This window comes from Streptomyces sp. Rer75, assembly GCF_013414305.1.
GTDB lineage: Bacteria > Actinomycetota > Actinomycetes > Streptomycetales > Streptomycetaceae > Streptomyces > Streptomyces himastatinicus.
This window is the reverse complement of the sequence record NZ_CP058693.1, coordinates 2,589,075-2,605,182: the sequence shown is the minus strand read 5'-3', so window position 1 is coordinate 2,605,182 and position 16,108 is coordinate 2,589,075. Positions and strand designations below refer to the sequence as shown.

Annotated in this window: 21 protein-coding genes; 13 read left to right on the top strand and 8 right to left on the bottom strand. The window is 70.3% G+C overall.

Annotated elements, in window-relative coordinates:
- Positions 1 to 330: a PadR family transcriptional regulator gene (locus HYQ63_RS10810; RefSeq protein WP_179933630.1), complete on the bottom strand. Its 330-nt coding sequence runs from the start codon at positions 328 to 330 to the stop codon at positions 1 to 3.
- 295 nt (positions 331 to 625) lie between these two features.
- On the opposite strand from HYQ63_RS10810, the gene HYQ63_RS10805 reads away from it, so the two are divergent.
- Positions 626 to 1,435, top strand: a complete 810-nt coding sequence (locus tag HYQ63_RS10805) for a YwqG family protein (RefSeq protein ID WP_257231795.1) — start codon at positions 626 to 628, stop codon at positions 1,433 to 1,435.
- 48 nt (positions 1,436 to 1,483) lie between these two features.
- On the opposite strand, the gene HYQ63_RS10800 is transcribed toward HYQ63_RS10805, so the two are convergent.
- Positions 1,484 to 2,419, bottom strand: a complete 936-nt coding sequence (locus HYQ63_RS10800) for a DMT family transporter (protein WP_179933629.1) — start codon at positions 2,417 to 2,419, stop codon at positions 1,484 to 1,486.
- A gap of 107 nt (positions 2,420 to 2,526) precedes the next feature.
- Between HYQ63_RS10800 and HYQ63_RS10795 the strand changes: the two genes are divergently transcribed.
- Both HYQ63_RS10795 and HYQ63_RS10790 read left to right on the top strand, forming a co-directional pair.
- Positions 2,527 to 3,099, top strand: coding sequence for a TetR/AcrR family transcriptional regulator (locus HYQ63_RS10795; RefSeq protein ID WP_179933628.1), 573 nt, complete (start codon positions 2,527 to 2,529; stop codon positions 3,097 to 3,099).
- Between the two features lie 81 nt (positions 3,100 to 3,180).
- Positions 3,181 to 4,104, top strand: coding sequence for an NAD(P)/FAD-dependent oxidoreductase (locus HYQ63_RS10790; RefSeq protein ID WP_179933627.1), 924 nt, complete (start codon positions 3,181 to 3,183; stop codon positions 4,102 to 4,104).
- Positions 4,105 to 4,234: 130 nt separating this feature from the next.
- On the opposite strand, the gene HYQ63_RS10785 is transcribed toward HYQ63_RS10790, so the two are convergent.
- Together HYQ63_RS10785 and HYQ63_RS10780 are read right to left on the bottom strand one after the other, a co-directional pair.
- A complete protein-coding gene (locus HYQ63_RS10785; RefSeq protein WP_179933626.1) occupies positions 4,235 to 4,630 on the bottom strand; it encodes a hypothetical protein in 396 nt (131 codons plus the stop codon).
- Complete coding sequence (locus HYQ63_RS10780; RefSeq protein ID WP_179933625.1) at positions 4,575 to 5,054, bottom strand: ATP-binding protein; 480 nt, start codon at positions 5,052 to 5,054, stop codon at positions 4,575 to 4,577. Before HYQ63_RS10780 ends, HYQ63_RS10785 begins: the two co-directional genes overlap by 56 nt.
- A gap of 175 nt (positions 5,055 to 5,229) precedes the next feature.
- Between HYQ63_RS10780 and HYQ63_RS10775 the strand changes: the two genes are divergently transcribed.
- The 6 genes from HYQ63_RS10775 to HYQ63_RS45970 all read left to right on the top strand — a co-directional run bounded on the left by HYQ63_RS10775 (position 5,230) and on the right by HYQ63_RS45970 (position 9,436).
- Positions 5,230 to 6,042 carry a helix-turn-helix transcriptional regulator gene (locus HYQ63_RS10775; protein WP_179933624.1) on the top strand — a complete coding sequence of 271 codons (813 nt, stop codon included), beginning with the start codon at positions 5,230 to 5,232 and terminating at the stop codon, positions 6,040 to 6,042.
- A complete protein-coding gene (locus tag HYQ63_RS10770) occupies positions 6,039 to 6,290 on the top strand; it encodes a DUF397 domain-containing protein (RefSeq protein ID WP_179933623.1) in 252 nt (83 codons plus the stop codon). Before HYQ63_RS10775 ends, HYQ63_RS10770 begins: the two co-directional genes overlap by 4 nt.
- A 64-nt stretch (positions 6,291 to 6,354) precedes the next feature.
- Positions 6,355 to 6,804 (top strand): MarR family transcriptional regulator, encoded by a 450-nt coding sequence (locus HYQ63_RS10765; protein WP_373689058.1) that lies wholly within the window; start codon positions 6,355 to 6,357, stop codon positions 6,802 to 6,804.
- On the top strand, positions 6,801 to 8,201 hold the full coding sequence (locus tag HYQ63_RS10760; protein WP_179933622.1) for an MFS transporter: 1,401 nt from the start codon (positions 6,801 to 6,803) through the stop codon (positions 8,199 to 8,201). The genes HYQ63_RS10765 and HYQ63_RS10760 overlap by 4 nt, the downstream gene beginning before the upstream one ends.
- A gap of 82 nt (positions 8,202 to 8,283) precedes the next feature.
- Positions 8,284 to 9,249 (top strand): threonine/serine dehydratase, encoded by a 966-nt coding sequence (locus HYQ63_RS10755; RefSeq protein WP_179933621.1) that lies wholly within the window; start codon positions 8,284 to 8,286, stop codon positions 9,247 to 9,249.
- A gap of 22 nt (positions 9,250 to 9,271) precedes the next feature.
- Positions 9,272 to 9,436: a transposase gene (locus tag HYQ63_RS45970; RefSeq protein WP_179933620.1), complete on the top strand. Its 165-nt coding sequence runs from the start codon at positions 9,272 to 9,274 to the stop codon at positions 9,434 to 9,436.
- On the opposite strand, the gene HYQ63_RS10745 is transcribed toward HYQ63_RS45970, so the two are convergent.
- On the bottom strand, positions 9,376 to 9,822 hold the full coding sequence (locus HYQ63_RS10745) for a DUF1772 domain-containing protein (RefSeq protein ID WP_179933619.1): 447 nt from the start codon (positions 9,820 to 9,822) through the stop codon (positions 9,376 to 9,378). The two genes, HYQ63_RS45970 and HYQ63_RS10745, sit on opposite strands and share 61 nt — an antisense overlap.
- A 90-nt stretch (positions 9,823 to 9,912) precedes the next feature.
- Here HYQ63_RS10745 and HYQ63_RS10740 point away from each other — a divergent pair, with 90 nt between their 5' ends.
- Complete coding sequence (locus HYQ63_RS10740) at positions 9,913 to 10,491, top strand: TetR/AcrR family transcriptional regulator (protein ID WP_179933618.1); 579 nt, start codon at positions 9,913 to 9,915, stop codon at positions 10,489 to 10,491.
- 187 nt (positions 10,492 to 10,678) lie between these two features.
- Here the strand turns inward: HYQ63_RS10740 and HYQ63_RS10735 are convergent, their stop codons facing one another.
- The gene (locus HYQ63_RS10735; RefSeq protein ID WP_179933617.1) at positions 10,679 to 11,140 is read right to left on the bottom strand and encodes a hypothetical protein; all 462 of its coding nucleotides are present in this window, start codon (positions 11,138 to 11,140) and stop codon (positions 10,679 to 10,681) included.
- A 170-nt stretch (positions 11,141 to 11,310) separates the two neighbouring features.
- On the opposite strand from HYQ63_RS10735, the gene HYQ63_RS10730 reads away from it, so the two are divergent.
- Positions 11,311 to 12,294 carry a BtrH N-terminal domain-containing protein gene (locus HYQ63_RS10730; protein ID WP_179933616.1) on the top strand — a complete coding sequence of 328 codons (984 nt, stop codon included), beginning with the start codon at positions 11,311 to 11,313 and terminating at the stop codon, positions 12,292 to 12,294.
- Positions 12,295 to 12,303: 9 nt separating this feature from the next.
- On the opposite strand, the gene HYQ63_RS10725 is transcribed toward HYQ63_RS10730, so the two are convergent.
- Positions 12,304 to 13,170, bottom strand: a complete 867-nt coding sequence (locus HYQ63_RS10725; protein ID WP_179933615.1) for a helix-turn-helix domain-containing protein — start codon at positions 13,168 to 13,170, stop codon at positions 12,304 to 12,306.
- Positions 13,171 to 13,324: 154 nt separating this feature from the next.
- Between HYQ63_RS10725 and HYQ63_RS10720 the strand changes: the two genes are divergently transcribed.
- Positions 13,325 to 14,239, top strand: a complete 915-nt coding sequence (locus tag HYQ63_RS10720) for an NAD(P)H-binding protein (protein ID WP_179933614.1) — start codon at positions 13,325 to 13,327, stop codon at positions 14,237 to 14,239.
- Here the strand turns inward: HYQ63_RS10720 and HYQ63_RS10715 are convergent.
- Entirely contained in the window at positions 14,236 to 14,748 is a 513-nt protein-coding gene (locus tag HYQ63_RS10715) for a MarR family winged helix-turn-helix transcriptional regulator (protein ID WP_179933613.1), read from the bottom strand. The two genes, HYQ63_RS10720 and HYQ63_RS10715, sit on opposite strands and share 4 nt — an antisense overlap.
- Positions 14,749 to 14,852: 104 nt before the next feature.
- Between HYQ63_RS10715 and HYQ63_RS10710 the strand changes: the two genes are divergently transcribed.
- Positions 14,853 to 16,088, top strand: coding sequence for a Bcr/CflA family multidrug efflux MFS transporter (locus tag HYQ63_RS10710; RefSeq protein WP_257231793.1), 1,236 nt, complete (start codon positions 14,853 to 14,855; stop codon positions 16,086 to 16,088).
- Positions 16,089 to 16,108: the final 20 nt, after the last annotated feature.

Below are 16,108 nucleotides of genomic sequence, written 5' to 3'. Positions count from 1 at the left end.
TTACTTGCCCCCTTCGCGGAGCTGTTCCAGTCGTTCTGTGAGGAAGCTCCACGTCCTCCAGAACTCTTCGAGGTACTCCTGTCCCCGAGCGTTGAGGGAGTGCACCTTGCGCGGCGGCCCCTTCTCGGAGGGGACCTTCTCCACGTCGACGAGGCCGCGCTTCTCGATCCTGACGAGCAGCGCGTAGATGGTCCCTTCGGCGATGTCGGAGAAACCCTGCTCCCGCAGCCGTGCCGTGATCTCGTAGCCGTAGGCGGGCCGTCCGGACAGGGTCGCGAGGATGATGCCCTCCAGCGTGCCCTTGAGCATCTCCGTCTCCAGCTTGGTCATGGAACACCTCCCCTCTGCGCTAGTCAGTCTGTTGAGTACCGGTACACAGTAACGCTGACTACCGGTACTTAGCAAGACGGAATAGCGGGGCTGTATTCGCTGCCCGGCGCGGGCCGGTGGGCGGGTTGTGCCCACCTGTCCCTCCCCCCAGCTACCGCTGGGAGGTTCCCCTCGGCGGAACGATTGCCCACAACCCGGGGGCCGGGGTGTCCCCGGTTTCGGGAAGGGGCGGGGTAGGGGAGAAGTGCCCCGCCCAGGAGAACTGGTGTCGGTGGGGCCCGTGATGATGGCCCGTATGACGAACGCGCTGCATGCCCTCGCCCACGCCCACCTCCCCGCGGATCTGGCCCGCCGCTGGACGGGCCTGCTGCGCCCCGCGGCCCACCTCCGGAAGGCGGAGGCGGGCGATCCGGTCGTCGGGCAGCTCGGCGGGCTGCCCCGGCTGCCCGCGGACGTGGCGTGGCCGGTGTGGGAGGGCAAGGGCCCGCTGCGCTTCGTGGCGGCGGTCGACTGCGCCGCGCTGCCCACGGGCGAGTTGGACGTACCGCTGCCGACGGAGGGGCGGTTGGCCTTCTTCTACTACGGCGACGAGGACGACGACGCCCTGGTCGACACCGCCGACCCCGGCACCTGGGCCGGAGCCCGCGTGCTCCATCTGCCGCCCGGCTCGGACAGCGAGCCCGAACGCCCCGCCCCGGCCGGGCTCACTCCGTATCCGGCGGTGCCGTTGACCGCGCGCATGGGCCCGAGCGCCCCCGACACCGAATCGCCCGTCCTCGACGGCATGGAGCTTCCGGACGCGTTCGAGAGGGCTCTGTGGGAGTACGAGAGCGGCACCGCGCATCAGATCGGCGGCCATGCGCAGTCGGTCCAGGGCGCCGTGGAGATCGTGGTGGCGCACGGTGCGCTGGGTGGGGGCGTGGCGTGGGAGGGCCCCCGGATCGAGGAGGAGGCGCGGCGCTGGGTGCTGCTGGCCCAGTTCGACTCCGACGAGGACGCCGATCTGATGTGGGGTGACGAGGGTGTCCTGTACTGGCTGATCCGCCCCGAGGACCTCGCCGCGGGCCGTTTCGACCGGGCCATGTTCACCTGGCAGTGCTGCTGACTCCGGGCGTGAACGCGGGGCCGAAGTGGCGGCTGGGTGCGGCGGGGCTCACCGGCCGACGCGCACGGGACACTCGGCGGCGGTGTCGTCCGGCCGTGCCGACCGCTCCGGTCGCGCCGACCGCCCCGGGCGCCGGTTCGCCGCCGCCACCCCCAGCACGCACACGGCCATCCCCACCAGCGCCAGCACCCCCGGCGCCTCGCCGAACATCGCGTACGCCCACACCGAGGTCGTCGGCGGCGTGAGGTAGATCAGCGCGGAGGTGCGGGTGACGCCGCTGTGCCGCACGCTCAGCCAGTAGAAGCCGTAGCCGCCCACCGTGGAGAGTGCGACGGTCCATGCCACGGCGAACCAGAACCCGCCGCCGGACGGCGGCGCCGCGTGCCCGCCGACCAGGGCGACCCCGGCGAAGAGCGCCGCACTGGTCAGGCAGTGCAGCGGTATCGCGTCCATCGGCGAAAGCGGCGCCCGCGCCCGCCGCTCCAGGAAGCTCGCCGCCAGCAGGGCCGCCATGGCCGCGAACGGGAGCCCGTACGCCCAGGGCGTCACGGCCGACGTCCCGTACAGGTCGCCCTGTACGACGAGGGCGACGCCGCCCAGCCCGATCGCGAGCCCCGTCCACTGCCGGGCGGTCACCGTCTCGCCTAGCAGTCGCCCGGCCAGGGCACCGGCGGCCAGCGGTTGCAGGGCGGCGATCAGCGCGGCGGTCCCGGACGGTACGCCGAGCCCGACCGCCCACACGATCCCGCCCAGGTACCCGCCCTGCGACAGCGCGCCGATGACGGCCTGCTCGCCCACTGCGCGAAGGGATAGTCGGCGTCGCCGGAAGAGCATCCAGCCGCCGCCCAGCAGAACGGCCGCCGCGATGAAGCGCCACATCAGCAGCGTGTCGGCGGGGGCCTCGCGGGTGCCGAGTTCGGCGCCGATGAAGCCGGAGCTCCACATCACGACGAGGCCGACGGACGTGATCGCGGTGATGGGCATGAAGAGCCTCCCCGGGCTACTGGGTATACCGGTCTGTTTAGTCGCTCACGTACTAGACTAAACAGATCGGTATACCCGTCAAGTCACGTCGGGAGGGATCACGCCCCATGGAGACGCTCACCCCCGCCGCCCGCCGCGTCCTGGACGCCGCCGCCGAGCTGTTCTACGGGCAGGGGATCAACGCGGTCGGCGTGGATCTGATCGCCAAGCACGCCGGAGTCACCAAGAAGACGCTGTACGAGCGCTTCGGCAGCAAGGAAGCGCTGGTCGCCGCGTATCTGCGCGAGCGCGACGAGCGGTGGCGGGTCTGGCTGACCGCCGAAGTCGACAAGTCGCCCCGGCAGGACCCGCCGGGCCGCATCCTCGCCACGTTCGACGCCCTCGGCGTCTGGATGCACCGCGAGAACCCGCGCGGCTGCGGCTTCGTCAACGCCGCCGCCGAGCTGCCGGACACCGGCCATCCGGCCCGCCAGGTGATCAGCGACCAGAAGCGCTGGCTGCGGGACTATCTGCGGGGCCTGTCCGAGGACGCGGGCGCCGCGGACCCCGACGCCCTCGCCGACGAACTCCTCATGCTCCACGAGGGTGCGACCGTCCTGTACGGCCTGTCGGCCCTCCCCGACCCGGTCGGTACGGCGCGCGGGATGGCGCTACGAGCGCTGAAGCAGGCCGGGATCTGAGCCCTCGCGCTCCGGCGCGGTCATTTGCGGGATCAGCAAATATCTTTGTCAATCCCGTTTCCTTCGAGGGACCGTGGCGGCATGACAAACACCTATGAAGTGTTGGTGATCGGTGGCGGTGCGGCGGGTCTGTCTGCGGCCCTCGTCCTGGGTCGGGCCCGGCGCCGCACCTTGGTTGTCGACGCGGGCGAGCCGCGCAACGCGCCCGCCGCGCACATGCAGGGCTATCTGTCCCGGGATGGGATGCCGCCCGCAGAGTTCCTGGAGATCGGCCGCAAGGAGATCGCGCGGTACGGCGTCGAGCTGGTCAGGGACACGGCCGTGGACATCACCCGCGACTTCACGGTGACTCTGGCGAGCGGACGGACCGTTCAGGGCCGACGTCTCGTCGTCGCCACCGGCCTCAAGGATGTGCTCCCGGACGTGCCCGGCGTGACCGAGCGCTTCGGCAAGGACGTCCTGCACTGTCCGTACTGTCACGGCTGGGAGGTCCGCGACCAGGCTTTCGGCGTGCTCGCCACGACTCCGCTCAGCGTGCACCAAGCGCTGATGGTGTCCCAATGGTCGAAGGACGTGACCTTCTTCCTGCACACAGTCGAGCAGGACGAGCTGCCGGACGACGATCTGCGCAGGCTGGCCGCGGCCGGTGTCGATGTGGTGCCGGGCGAGGTCGACGGGCTGGTGGTGGCCGACGACCGGCTCACCGCCGTGCGGCTGAAGGACGGCACGACGTTCGCGCGCGAGGTCGTGTTCACCGCGCCCACGGCCGTCCCGCAGACGGATCTGCTCGCACGGCTGGGCGCCGAACTGCACGAGACCCCGTTCGGCTCGTACCCCGTGGTCGATCCAACGGGCCAGACGACCGTGCCCGGTGTGTGGGCTGTGGGCAACGCCATGGGCTTCGCCGAGCAGGTCGTGAACGCGGCGGCCGGCGGCTACCGGGCCGGGTCCACGATCAACGGGGATCTGCTGATGAGCGACCTCAACGCGGCCATCCAGGCGTAGCCCCGTCGTCTTGGTTCAACCGATGACGGGGCGGGCCGAACGCGGTGGCGAACCTGGTCGGTCTGGGCGTGTGGACCTTCAACCGGTACCGGGCGGGCGGGGCGGCGGACGGCCGCGAAGGGCTGAGGGGTCACGCGCTGTCCGCGTCCGCCGCCGGGGTCGGGCTGGGAGCGGACGCGGACTCCATCGCCTCCACGAAGTGGCGCACCGTCTCCGCGTCACACTCCCCGCGCACCGTTATGGACCGGCCGTTGGCGCTGATGATGACCGCGGGCGCGGTCGGACGCGCGGCACGCCACGCGGCGTACGACAGCCCGAGGTTCAGCGCGCCGAGCCCCTGACTGACCACCAGATCGATGATCTCCAGCTTCCCGCGCGAGGGGCTCGGGATCATGTTCAGATCGGCATGCGCACGAACGTCCGTGTCCTGCCGCAGCCACCGGTACAGGTCGTGGATCGCGAGATCCCCGTCATCCGCCTCGGCGCTGATCTCCACGCGCAGGGCGGCTTGCATCCGCTGTTCCATGGTCGCCCACCATAGGGCTGGGCGCCCCGTATTTTGTTGCGATCTCAGCCCAAACGGTCTTCCCGGGCCCACCGTTGGGCCGTGGCCCAACCGCCCACCGCTCCGCGAACTGCGACACGAGGAACAGTCCGCGCCCCGTCTCCGCCTCCGGCGCCGCCGTGGTGAGCGCGGGCTGCCGCTCGCCACGGGTGTCCGACACCTCGATACGGATCGGGCCGGAGGCGTCGAGCGGTGCGGTGAGGCGTACGTGGAAGTCCCGCCCGGGGACGCGTCCGTGACGCACCGCATTCGCGCACAGCTCGCTGGCGATCAGCGTGGTGATCTCGTTGGGGCTGGAATCGTACGGATACCCCCACGCGGCCAGCCGGTGCGATACGAGCCGCCGAGCGAGCCGCGCACCGCGCGGTGTCGAGGTGAAGCGCATGGCGAACTCTCCGGGTACGGCGGGGATTTGCCCCTTGGCCGTACCCCGTGAGGGGGGATTTTCGGTCGTCATGGCAACGAGCGTGGGGGAGCTGTGCCTAGCCTGACCAGTAAGCGCGCTTGTACGGACAGTGTCTGTCGGACACGCGAGGCGCGGTGGGCAGGGGTGGTGACCCATGGCTGGTTCAGACAACTCGTCGGCGTTCACGAGGGGGTTCGGTAGGCAGCTGAAGCTGTTCCGGGAGAAGGCGGGGCTCACGCAGGGGGAATTGGGGGCACGCGTCGGGTACAGCGCGGATCAGATCGCGTCGGTGGAATGTGGGCGCCGCATCCCCAAGCCGGAACTGATCGACAAGGTGGACGAGGTGCTGGCCGCCGGGGGAGTCCTCAAGGCGCAGAAGGAACAGGCCGCGCTGGCGCGGTACCCGGCGTTCTTCCAAGATGCGGCGGAGATCGAAGCGGAAGCGGCAGAGCTGTATTCGTACGAGACCCAAGTGTTCATGGGGCTGTTGCAGACGAAAGACTACGCGCGAGCGGTGCTGGGCATGCGCCGCCCCTTGCTGGACGAGGAGCTGATCGAGCAGCGGGTCGCCGCGCGGCTGGAGCGCCAGGCCATCTTCAACGTCAAGCCCGCACCGATCATGGGCTTCGTCATGGAGGAGGCCATTCTGCGGCGCCCCTATGGCGGGAAGCAGGTTCTGCGCGGACAGTTGGAACATCTGCTCCTCCTCGGGGAGAAGCGCAATGTGGAACTCCAGGTCATGCCAACGGACCTTGAGGACCACGCTGGAGTCGCTGGTCCATGCATCCTGATGGTCCCCAAGGGGGGTGCGCAGATCGCGTACTTTGAAGGTCAGGGGCACAGCACCCTGCTCACTGACCGGGAAGAGGTCCGCGTTATCGCAGCTCGGTATGGAATTATCCGGGCCCAGGCTCTCACCCCACGGGAGTCGCTGGACCTTATCGAGAAGGTGCTGGGAGAGCTATGAAGAGGGGCATAAGCGAGTTGAATTGGTTCAAGAGCAGCTACAGCGACAGCGAGGGCGGCGCGTGCGTCGAGGTCGCCATGGAGTGGCGTAAGAGCAGCTACAGCGGCGGCGAAGGCGGCCAGTGTGTAGAGGTCGCCGCTTGCCCCAACACCATCCACGTCCGTGACAGCAAGGTCACCGAGGGCCCGATGCTGACGTTCCCGGCCACCGCGTGGGACGCCTTCGTAGGGTTCGCCACGAACGCCTGATTGAACAGTCCAGCCTGTTCAGTCCAAACTGGACAGGCTGGACTGAAGAAATTACCGTGAGGGTATGGCAGAGACCCCTCGCGGCATGTCCGCGTCCTCCGTGCAGGCCGCGCACGAGATCCGCGTCGTCGTGGGCCGCCTGCGGCGGCGGTTCCGGGAGTCGTACGACACGGAAGGGCTCACTCCGACCCAGACGTCCGTGCTCAGCAGGCTCAGAAGGGACGGGCCCTCCTCGGCCAGTGCGCTGGCCGCCGCCGAGCGCGTACGCCCGCAGTCCATGGCGATGACCCTCGGCGCGCTCGATGAGCGGGGTCTCATCGAGCGACGGCCTGATCCGGATGACCGGCGGCGGCAGTTGATCTCGGTGAGCGAGGCGGGCCGGGCGTTCCTGGAGGACAAGCAGCGCGCGGGCGAGGAGTGGCTGTCCCAGGCCCTGGAATCCGGCTTCACCGAGGACGAACGGCAGGCCATCATCAGTTCGCTGGCCCTGCTGGACCGGCTCAGCGACGCATGATCACACGGCTGATACGACGTACCACCAAGCCCCAGGCGCACGGCGGTTTCGACCGCCGGTTGCTCGCGCCGATGATGCTGGGGTCGATCCTCAACCCGGTCAACTCCTCCATCGTCTCCGTGTCGTTGGTGCCGATCGGCGCGGCCTTCGGCGCTCCGCCGTCGCAGACGGCCTGGCTGGTGTCGGCGCTGTACCTGGCCACCGCGATAGGACAGCCGGTCGTAGGGCGACTTATCGACCTCTACGGGCCGCGCCGCCTCTTCCTGCTCGGGTCCGCGCTGACGGGACTGTCGGGACTGATCGGCGTACTGGCCCCGAACCTGGCGACGCTGATTGTCGCGCGGGTGGTGCTCGGGTTCGGGACCTGCGCGGGCTATCCGGCCTCGATGTACCTCATCCGCAGCGAGGGCAGGCGTACGGGCAGGGAGAGCCCGGCCGGAGTGCTGACCGCGCTCGCCGTCGCCAATCAGACCGTGGCGGTCATCGGCCCGTCCCTGGGCGGGCTGTTGATCGGGCTGGGTGGCTGGCGTACGACGTTCGCCGTCAACCTCCCGCTGGCCGCCGCCGGTCTGATCCTCGGCTTCCTCCGTCTGCCGAAGACCCACCCGCGCCGGGAGCGCGAAGGGGCTGCCGGACTGGACCTTCCCGGCATGGCGCTGTTTGCCGCGATGCTGGTCTCGCTGCTGCTGTTCCTGATGGAGCCGGGGGCCGAGCGCTGGTATCTGCCGGTGCTGATGGTGGTGGCGGCGGCCGGGTTCGCGGTGCGTGAGCTGCGGGTGGCGGAGCCGTTCATCGATCTGCGGGTGCTCGGCGGCAACGTACCGCTGCTGCTCACGTACGCCCGTATGCTCCTCGTCGCCGTCGTGTCGTACGTCCTGCTGTACGGGTACACCCAGTGGCTCCAGGAGGGGCGGGGGCTGTCGGCGACGCAGGCGGGGCTCGCGCAACTGCCGCTGTTCCTGGCGGGGATCGCGGTGTCCACCGCCACCGGTAAGCGGGCCCAGGTGCGCGGCAAGCTGCTGGTCGGCGCGGTCGGGCAGATCGCCGTCTGCCTTCTGGTGCTCACGCTTCAGCCGGACAGCCCGGTGTGGCTGCTGATCGTCATCGCGGTCGTCAGCGGCGTACCGCAGGGGCTGAACAATCTGGCTTTGCAGAACGCGGTGTACCACCAGGCCGACCCGGAGCGGATGGGGTCTTCGGCCGGTCTGCTGCGCACCTTCCTCTACCTCGGCGCGATGGTTGCCTCAGGCGCCAACGGCGTCTTCTTCGGCGCCCGCGCGGACACCGGCGGGCTGCATGGGCTGGCGTGGTTCATGCTCGCCATCGCCGGTCTGTTTCTGGCGATCACGGTCGCGGACCGCTCGCTGAGCCGCGTCGGCTCGTCCTCTGCTTCCTGACGGTCCTGACGAAAGACGCAACCGCCATGTCGAACCGGAGGGTGGGCGGTCGGCTGACCGGGCGGCGCTACGCTGCTGTGCCGTGCAGGAGACGCGCCTCGACACGGATCGGATCCGGGCGGCCCGCCGGGTCATCGACCCGATTTTTCTCGACACTCCGCTGTACCGCTGCGAGGCGTTGGAGCCCGGCCTCGGGTGCGCGGTGAGCATCAAGCTCGAAACGGCGAACCCGGTCCGCAGCTTCAAGGCCCGCGGCACGGAGGTCGTCGCGAGCGCGCTCGCCGACAGTGGGGCGCGAGCCGTGGTGTGCGCCAGTGCGGGCAATCTCGGTCAAGCCCTGGCGTGGTCCGGTCGCGACCGGGCGCTCGACGTGACCGTCGTGGCATCCCGCTTCGCGACCGTGGCCAAGCTTGATCGCATCCGCGCGTTGGGCGCCAGGTTGGAACTGGTGGACGGCGATCACGAGATGGCGCGTGAGCGGGCGGCGGCCCTCGCGCGGCACGACGGAATCCGGCTGGTCGAAGACAGTCTGGACATCGAGACCTGCGAGGGCGCGGCGACCATCGGCCTGGAGCTGGTGGCCACCGCGCCGTCGTTCGACACCGTCCTGGTCGCCCTCGGCGGCGGGGCGCTGGCCACCGGCGTGGGGCATGTGGTGAGGGCCCTGGCGCCCGATGTCGAGGTGATCTGCGTCCAGCCGCTGGGCGCACCGGCGATGACGCGCTCGTGGCGCGGGCGGCGCGTCGTCACCACCGACTCGACCGACACCATCGCCGACGGCGTGGCCGGTCGGCGTCCCATCCCGGCCGTCCTGGACGACCTCCTCCTCGTCGCTGACGACGCCGTGCTGGTCCAGGAGGCGTCGATCATCGCCGGTATGCGGATGCTCCTGGACCACGCCGGTCTCGTCGTCGAACCGTCGGCCGCGCTCGGCATCGCGGCGATCCTCGAAGACCGTGACCGCTTCGCGGGACGGCACGTCGTCACCATCGTGTGCGGCAGCAACGTCGACGTGGACGCCTACCGCCGCTGGGTCGGTGCGGCCTAGGGCGCGTATCGGGTCGTGATCAATGAGCGGGACGGGCGGGCAGTGGCGGGAGGTGCCCGCCGAGTTCGGTGCCTGGTCGACTGTCCACAACCGTTTCCGGCAGTGGCGCGGTGTCGGCCTGCGGGCTCAGGCGAGGGCGGCGACGAGCAGGGTGAAGGCGGCGATGATGACGGCGACGCGGACGTAGTGGAAGCGGTCCCAGCGGTTCATCTGCTGCTTCCAGTCGGCGGGCCGATTCTCGGGGGTCCATGTCTTGCCCCGGTTGTTGATCGGGACGAGCAGCAGGAGCGACATGATCACGCTGAGGATCAGCAGCGCGCCGGCGGTGACGACGAGGTCGGCGCCGTCGTGGTGCCATCCGGCGATGGCCCAGACCGCGACGAGGACGAGCGAGCCGATGTACCAGACCGGCATCACGGCGCCGAGCATCCGGCCCCCGTGGGCGCGGCCGAGTTGGTCACTGTCCTCGGGGAGTGCGTTGAGGATCGGGTTGATGACGAAGGCGACGGAGAACTCCACCCCCACCATCAGGCCGACGACCACGGTGGTGACGACCTCAAGTGCAGTGAGCATGATGACCCTCCTGGGGTCTAGCGATGCTAGATGATGAGGCAACACTAGACCTACTGCCGCTCGCCTGTCTAGCGGTGATAGAATCGAATCATGTCGGTACAGGAACGCAAGGAGCGCGAACGGGCGAGTCGTGAGCGCCTCATCGTGGCGACGGCCCGCGAACTCGCCGAGCAGCAGGGGTGGGACGCGGTCACCACGCGTCGGCTCGCCGAGCGCATCGAGTACAGCCAGCCCGTCCTCTACAGCCACTTCCGCGGCAAGCGCGAGATCATCGGCGCCGTCGCCCTCGAGGGCGCCGCCGAGATGGCCGCGGCACTGCGGGCCGCGGTCTCCGCCGCGGACGGACCGCGCGCCCGGGTCACCGCCCTCGCCCGCGCCTACCTCGACTTCGCCGAGTCCAACCCTGCGGTCTACGACGCCATGTTCCTGCTCGACGGCGGCCTGGTGTTCGCGAAGGAGGACACTCCGGAGCCGTTGAAGGACGCCTTCGCCGCCCTGCTGGAGAGTCTCGGCGAGGTTGCCGGGGACGGCGTCCACCCGGGGCTTTTCACCGAGGTGTTCTGGGCGGCCCTGCATGGCCTTGCGACCCTGGCCCGGGCGGGACGACAGCCGCCGGAGGACACTGAGCGGAGGACGGAGCTGCTGGTGGACCGGCTCGCCATGATCTGACGCACCGTCCCGGCGGGCACGCAGCCGGGGCCCTCGGGCCCGGCTGCGTGCCCGCGGCATCGCTTCCGGTCACGCGCGCTCACACGGCGCAGCCACAGATCGCCGGGTCCCGTACCCCGGCGGGGCACCCGCCTCGGAAGCTGCCGTGCCAGGCGTCGGGAGCCCGGCGTGATCGGCAAGGCACCCCCTAGCGCACCGGTCCGCACCAGGAGGTCTGGCCCGCGCTGTTGTACAGGCACGCCTGTGCGTGCAGGTTCTTGACCGACAGCGTGGAGTGCTTGGCGAAGTTCGTCATCTTGTACGCGCCCGCCGCCTTGGCCGCGACCTTCTTCGAGGCGTGGTGCCAGGCTCCGCCGCTGTAGTAGTCGTAGCTGACCCGCACCAGTACGCCTCGGTTGTCCGACGAGGCGTCGAAGGCGTATCCGCGGATGCCCACCTTGCCGCCGGTCCAGTCGACGCGGATCTCGCCGGACCCGGCCTCCAAGCCGCCCCTCAGATACAGGTCACTCTTCCAGAAGTGCTGCCCCGCGTACGCCCCGTTCGCCCAGTGCGCGGCGGCGCTCGCGGGTGAGGCGCTGATGGCCCCTAACGTGCCGACGGCGACGACGGTGGCGAGCGCGCGCCCGATCATCCTGCTCTTGCGGTTCATCCGTTCCCCCTTGGTCGTTGCGGACGTTCCACGGGGGAGGATGCGGCCCGCGCCCGGATGAGTTCCGTCCATTTGCGGTGGATATGGGAAGTTCCTGAGCGTGTCGGCCCGCCTCCCCTGTTCGACGCCGACACCCGGCACCGGGTCAGTGTGGGAGGAGGATGGGCGGCATGACCATGGTGAAGGACATCGATGTCCGCGGTATGCAGCACTGCGAGACGACGGCGCTGGGCGTGCTGCTGCGGCATGAGGGCCTCGACTTGTCCGAGCCCATGCTGTTCGGGCTCGGCTCCGGGCTGTCCTTCATCTACTGGGACAGCAAAAGCATGGGCTTTCCCTTCCTGGGAGGCCGGGTCAAACCGTTCGAGCTGACCAGGAACCTGGCCGCCGTGCTCGGGCTCGAGCTGCTGGTCGGGGAGACCACCTCCCCGCGCAAGGCGTGGCAGAACGTGGCGGCACCCATCGACGCCGGTCGGCCGGTCGGCCTTCAGCTCGACAGCTACCACCTGGACTACTTCAGCACCAAGGTGCACTTCGGCGGGCACGTCGTGGCCATGTACGGCTACGACGAACAGGACGCCTACCTGGTGGACACCGCCCCGCAGGGCGGAGCCGTCTCGACCAGCCTCGCCGCCCTGGCCAGGGCCAGGGCCGAGCGCGGCCCCATGACCGCCAAGCACCGCTCGTTCACCATCACGGCGCCCGGCAGCCCGACGTCACCGCAGGACCGGATCATCCCCGCGATCAAGACCTGTGCCGACGCCTTCCTGAACCCGCCCATCGCGAACCTGGGCCACCGGGGCATCGAGAAGACCGCCAAGCAGGTGCCGAAGTGGCTACAGCGCAGCGACGATCCGCGGGAGGACCTGCCACGGGCCGCCGACCTGATGGAGAGGGCCGGCACCGGCGGTGCGCTGTTCCGCAATCTCTACCGGGACTTCCTCGCCGAGTGCGCCCAGCTGATCGACAGCAGCCACCTGCGCACCGGCCACAGCCGGTATGCCGAGGCCGCCACCCTCTGGACACAGGTGGCCGCGCTCATCGCGACGGCAGGCGAATCCGGCGACGCGAAGCCCCTCACGCAGGCCGCCTCCATCCTCCATGAGCTCTCGCGCGTCGAACGCGAGGCGATGCAGGCACTCAGCAAGCTTTAAGGGAGCACCCTAGGCCGCCAGTTGGCGCAGGGCTTCCGTGGTTGCGGCGTCCGCCGGATGGTAGGTCCAGATCTTGTGGCCCCCGCTGCCCGGTAGTTCGAGGGTGTGCTGGTCGAGGTGGAGAGGTCCGACTCGCGGGTGTCGGAGCCGTTTGTGGTCCATCGCCTTCTCGTAGACGTGGTGTTCGGCCCAGGCGGTGCTGAAGTCCTCGCTGTGTGCGGCCAGTTCGTCCACCAAGCCCGCCAGGCCGTCCGCGTCCGCCTCGGAACCGGTATGGGCCGGGCCGGTCTGTGCGCGCAGGGCCGCCACCATACAACGGGCGAGGTCGGGCCACTCGGTGAAGAACGTCCGGGCCTGAGGCGCGCAGAAGACCATGCGTGCGTAGTTGTCCCGGGGATCCAGGCCCTCGTGGAGAAGGTCGCCGAGAGCGTTGTCGCCGACGATGTCGAGACGCCGGTTCACCAGCAGGGCGGGCACCGTCACCGTGCTGAGCAGCCGGTACACGGACTCCAGCCGTTCCCTGCCCATGCCGGGCTGTGCCCGGTCCGGGCGGCCGTCCCCGGCGTCGTTCATCCCCGCCCCGCTCTCGGCGAGTCCGCGCAGATAGCGCGCCGCCGCGGAGTCCAGCAACAGCGCTTCGCGCAGGCCCTCCAGCACCGTGCGTGACGGTCGCCGTTCCCTGCCCTGTTCGAGACGTACGTAGTAGTCGGTGCTGACCCCGGCCAGCAGCGCCACCTCGTCCCGGCGCAGCCCCGGCACCTGGCGCTTCGCCCCGGACACCAGGCGGTGCTGTTCGGGGCGCACCTGCTCGCGGCGGGCGCGCAGGAATCCCGCCAGCGGCCCGCGGTCCTCGGTACGGCTGCTCGACACCTCCATGCCACCAGCGTACGGATGCGCAGGACCGGGGAACCGTATGCCCGCACCGGCCCGCCCGGGGGTGGGTGCGGCGCTCCTACCCGTGCGTCGTGCCAGGTGCATAGCGTGCCCACACACGACGGAACGCGAGAGAACGAGAGAAAGAAGACAGACGATGTTCGTTGTCACCGGCGCCAGCGGCCGTACGGGCCGGGCCGCGGCGGCGCACCTGCTCGCGCACGGGCACCCCGTACGGGCCGTCGGCCGTTCGGCGCGGCGGCTGGCCGACCTCGCCGAGCGGGGCGCCGAGGTGTGGGAGGCCGAGCAGACCGACGCCGCCGCACTGGCGGACGCCTTCCACGGCGCGGAAGGCGTCTACGCGGTGATCCAGCCCAACTACATTCCCGACCATCCTGACTTCGCCGCCTTCCAGGACGCGGTGGCGGCCTCCCTGACCAGGGCCATCACCGTGTCCGGGGTGACCCGCGTCGTCGGGCTCAGCAGCTGGGGCGCCCAGCACGCCGAGGGCACAGGGCCGGTCGCGGGGCTCCACCGTTTCGAACAGCTCCTGTCGGCCACCCCCGGGGTCGACATACTGTGGCTGCGGGCGGGTTATTTCATGGAGAACCTGCTGGACCACGCGGACGCTGCGAGGGAGCACCGCCGTATCAGCGGTCCCCTCGCCCCCGATCTTCCGCTGCCGTTCGTCACCACCCGGGACATCGGAACAAGGGCCGCCGAGGAGCTGGTCACCGGCGCCTTCAGCGGTACGGAGGTGCTGGAGCTCCAGGGCGAGCGAGATGTGAGCATGAGGGAGGCCACGGAGGTGATCGCGAATGCCGTGGGTGCGGACGACCTCGTGTACGAGCAGCTCGACCTCGAAACCTTCCGTGCGGAGCTGCGCAGGAACGGCGTCTCCCTCAACGTCGAGCGGATGATGGCCGAGGTCGGCACGTCCCTCAACTCCCAGCACACGCGGATGCGGCAGCCCCGTACCGCCCGTACCTCAACCCCCACCTCCATCGAGAACTTCGTCGAGGAGGAGTTCGCTCCCCGGTACGCGGACGTCCACCCGCTTCCTGCCGCCTAGTCCTCGGCGGCGTCGGGGGCGGCGTCGGCGTCGGCGGTGTCGTTGAGGAGTGCCGTGGTGATCCGTTCCAGGGACGCGGTGAGGCGGCTGCGGTCGTCGGCCGTCACGGGGGCGACGTAGTAGCGCTCCACGATGCGGGCGTGGACGTCCACCGCGTGCACGAACGTCTTCTCGCCCTCCGCGGTCGCCTCGACCAGCGTGACCCGGCGGTCGTCGGGCGACGGTACGCGGCGGACCAGGCCCGCTTCCTCCATGCGGTCGATCAGCCGCGTGACCCCGCCGCTGGTCAGGATGAGGTCCTGGGCCAGGGCGCGCTGGGAGACCTGCTCCTCGGGGTCCTTGCACAGCCGGATCAGCACCTCGAACATCACGTGGCTGATCCCGGACTCCGCCCGCATGGCTGCGTTGATGCGCTGTTCCAGGTGGGTCGCCGCCCTCAGCAGCAGGCCGAACTCGTGGACGAGGGGCCCGCGGGCCGCCTCCGCGGCGGTGCGTTTCCGTGCCCCCATGGTGTGTCTGCCTTCCCGTATGGATCTTGCGGGCAGTCTAGTGCCGCGTAAGTCACTGACTCGTCAATTGCTGACTAGTCAGCAATATGGTTACCCTGCTGCTCATGGACACCGCCACCTCGACCCCCACGGTCTCGACCCCGCCCGCGCCTCCAGCGCCCCCTCGTGCGCTGCGGCTGCTCATCGTCCTGGGGGCGCTGTCGGCGTTCGGTCCGCTGTCGCTGGACATGTACCTGCCCGCGCTGCCCGCTCTCGCGCGGGATTTCGCCGTCCCGGACGCGGCCGTTCAGCTGACCCTGACCAGCTGCCTCATCGGGCTCGCCGTCGGGCAGCTGATCGCCGGGCCGCTCAGCGACCGGTGGGGGCGGAGGGTGCCGCTCCTGATCGGCCTCGCCGGGTACCTCGTGGCGTCCGTGCTGTGCGCCGTCGCGCCGAACGTCACCGCCCTGACCGGGCTGCGCGCCGTCCAGGGCATAGCGGGGGCGGCGGGGATCGTGATCAGCCGGGCCATCGTCCGCGACCTCTACGAGGGCACCGCCGCCGCTCGCTTCTTCTCGCTCCTCATGCTGGTCAACGGCCTGGCGCCGATCCTCGCCCCGGTCGTCGGCGGTCAGCTGCTGCGCTTCACGTCCTGGCGCGGGGTCTTCCTCGTCCTCGCCGTCATCGGCGCGCTCCTGCTCGCGGCCACCGTGGTCGTCGTGGGGGAGACCCTGCCGTCCGCGCGGCGGCGCCGGGGCGGGCTCGGGCAGACGGTCCGCAGCTTCGGGGTGCTGCTGCGCGACCCGGGCTTCCTGCGGCCCGCCCTCGCGGGCGGTTTCGCGTTCGCCGCGATGTTCGCGTACATCTCGGCGTCGTCCTTCGTGCTCCAGAAGACGTACGGCCTGGACCCGCAGCAGTTCAGCATCGTCTTCGCCGTCAACGCGCTGGGCATCGCCCTGCTCGGTCAGGGCAACGCCCGGCTGCTGCGCCGCCGTTCGCCGTCCGCGCTGCTCCGGGCCGGGCTCGCGCTGTGCGCGGCCGGTGGCGGCGCACTGCTGCTGTCCGTGCTCGCCGACCTCGGCGTGGCCGCCGTACTCGGCTCGCTCTTCGCGTTGGTCTCCAGCATCGGCCTGATCATGCCGAACTCCACGGCGCTGTCGATGTCCGGACACCCCGAGATGGCCGGTACCGCGTCCGCGCTGCTGGGCCTGCTCCAGTACGCGCTGGGCGGCGTCGCCGCGCCGCTGACGGGACTCGGCGGCAACGGGGCGGCGCTGCCGATGGCCCTGGCCATCGCCGCCAGCGCGGCGGGCGCCGTCGTCGTGCACCTGTGGCCCGTACGGCGCGAAACCACCGCCTGACGCGTATGGCGCACCGGCGC

What these genes read in the sequence shown, in the direction of transcription:
- HYQ63_RS10810 (WP_179933630.1), bottom strand. Translation starts at nt 330, where the DNA reads ATGACCAAGCTGGAGACGGAGATGCTCAAGGGCACGCTGGAGGGCATC.
- HYQ63_RS10805 (WP_257231795.1), top strand. Translation starts at nt 626, where the DNA reads ATGACGAACGCGCTGCATGCCCTCGCCCACGCCCACCTCCCCGCGGAT.
- HYQ63_RS10800 (WP_179933629.1), bottom strand. Translation starts at nt 2,419, where the DNA reads ATGCCCATCACCGCGATCACGTCCGTCGGCCTCGTCGTGATGTGGAGC.
- HYQ63_RS10795 (WP_179933628.1), top strand. Translation starts at nt 2,527, where the DNA reads ATGGAGACGCTCACCCCCGCCGCCCGCCGCGTCCTGGACGCCGCCGCC.
- HYQ63_RS10790 (WP_179933627.1), top strand. Translation starts at nt 3,181, where the DNA reads ATGACAAACACCTATGAAGTGTTGGTGATCGGTGGCGGTGCGGCGGGT.
- HYQ63_RS10785 (WP_179933626.1), bottom strand. Translation starts at nt 4,630, where the DNA reads ATGGAACAGCGGATGCAAGCCGCCCTGCGCGTGGAGATCAGCGCCGAG.
- HYQ63_RS10780 (WP_179933625.1), bottom strand. Translation starts at nt 5,054, where the DNA reads ATGCGCTTCACCTCGACACCGCGCGGTGCGCGGCTCGCTCGGCGGCTC.
- HYQ63_RS10775 (WP_179933624.1), top strand. Translation starts at nt 5,230, where the DNA reads ATGGCTGGTTCAGACAACTCGTCGGCGTTCACGAGGGGGTTCGGTAGG.
- HYQ63_RS10770 (WP_179933623.1), top strand. Translation starts at nt 6,039, where the DNA reads ATGAAGAGGGGCATAAGCGAGTTGAATTGGTTCAAGAGCAGCTACAGC.
- HYQ63_RS10765 (WP_373689058.1), top strand. Translation starts at nt 6,355, where the DNA reads ATGGCAGAGACCCCTCGCGGCATGTCCGCGTCCTCCGTGCAGGCCGCG.
- HYQ63_RS10760 (WP_179933622.1), top strand. Translation starts at nt 6,801, where the DNA reads ATGATCACACGGCTGATACGACGTACCACCAAGCCCCAGGCGCACGGC.
- HYQ63_RS45970 (WP_179933620.1), top strand. Translation starts at nt 9,272, where the DNA reads ATGAGCGGGACGGGCGGGCAGTGGCGGGAGGTGCCCGCCGAGTTCGGT.
- HYQ63_RS10745 (WP_179933619.1), bottom strand. Translation starts at nt 9,822, where the DNA reads ATGCTCACTGCACTTGAGGTCGTCACCACCGTGGTCGTCGGCCTGATG.
- HYQ63_RS10740 (WP_179933618.1), top strand. Translation starts at nt 9,913, where the DNA reads ATGTCGGTACAGGAACGCAAGGAGCGCGAACGGGCGAGTCGTGAGCGC.
- HYQ63_RS10735 (WP_179933617.1), bottom strand. Translation starts at nt 11,140, where the DNA reads ATGAACCGCAAGAGCAGGATGATCGGGCGCGCGCTCGCCACCGTCGTC.
- HYQ63_RS10730 (WP_179933616.1), top strand. Translation starts at nt 11,311, where the DNA reads ATGACCATGGTGAAGGACATCGATGTCCGCGGTATGCAGCACTGCGAG.
- HYQ63_RS10725 (WP_179933615.1), bottom strand. Translation starts at nt 13,170, where the DNA reads ATGGAGGTGTCGAGCAGCCGTACCGAGGACCGCGGGCCGCTGGCGGGA.
- HYQ63_RS10720 (WP_179933614.1), top strand. Translation starts at nt 13,325, where the DNA reads ATGTTCGTTGTCACCGGCGCCAGCGGCCGTACGGGCCGGGCCGCGGCG.
- HYQ63_RS10715 (WP_179933613.1), bottom strand. Translation starts at nt 14,748, where the DNA reads ATGGGGGCACGGAAACGCACCGCCGCGGAGGCGGCCCGCGGGCCCCTC.
- HYQ63_RS10710 (WP_257231793.1), top strand. Translation starts at nt 14,853, where the DNA reads ATGGACACCGCCACCTCGACCCCCACGGTCTCGACCCCGCCCGCGCCT.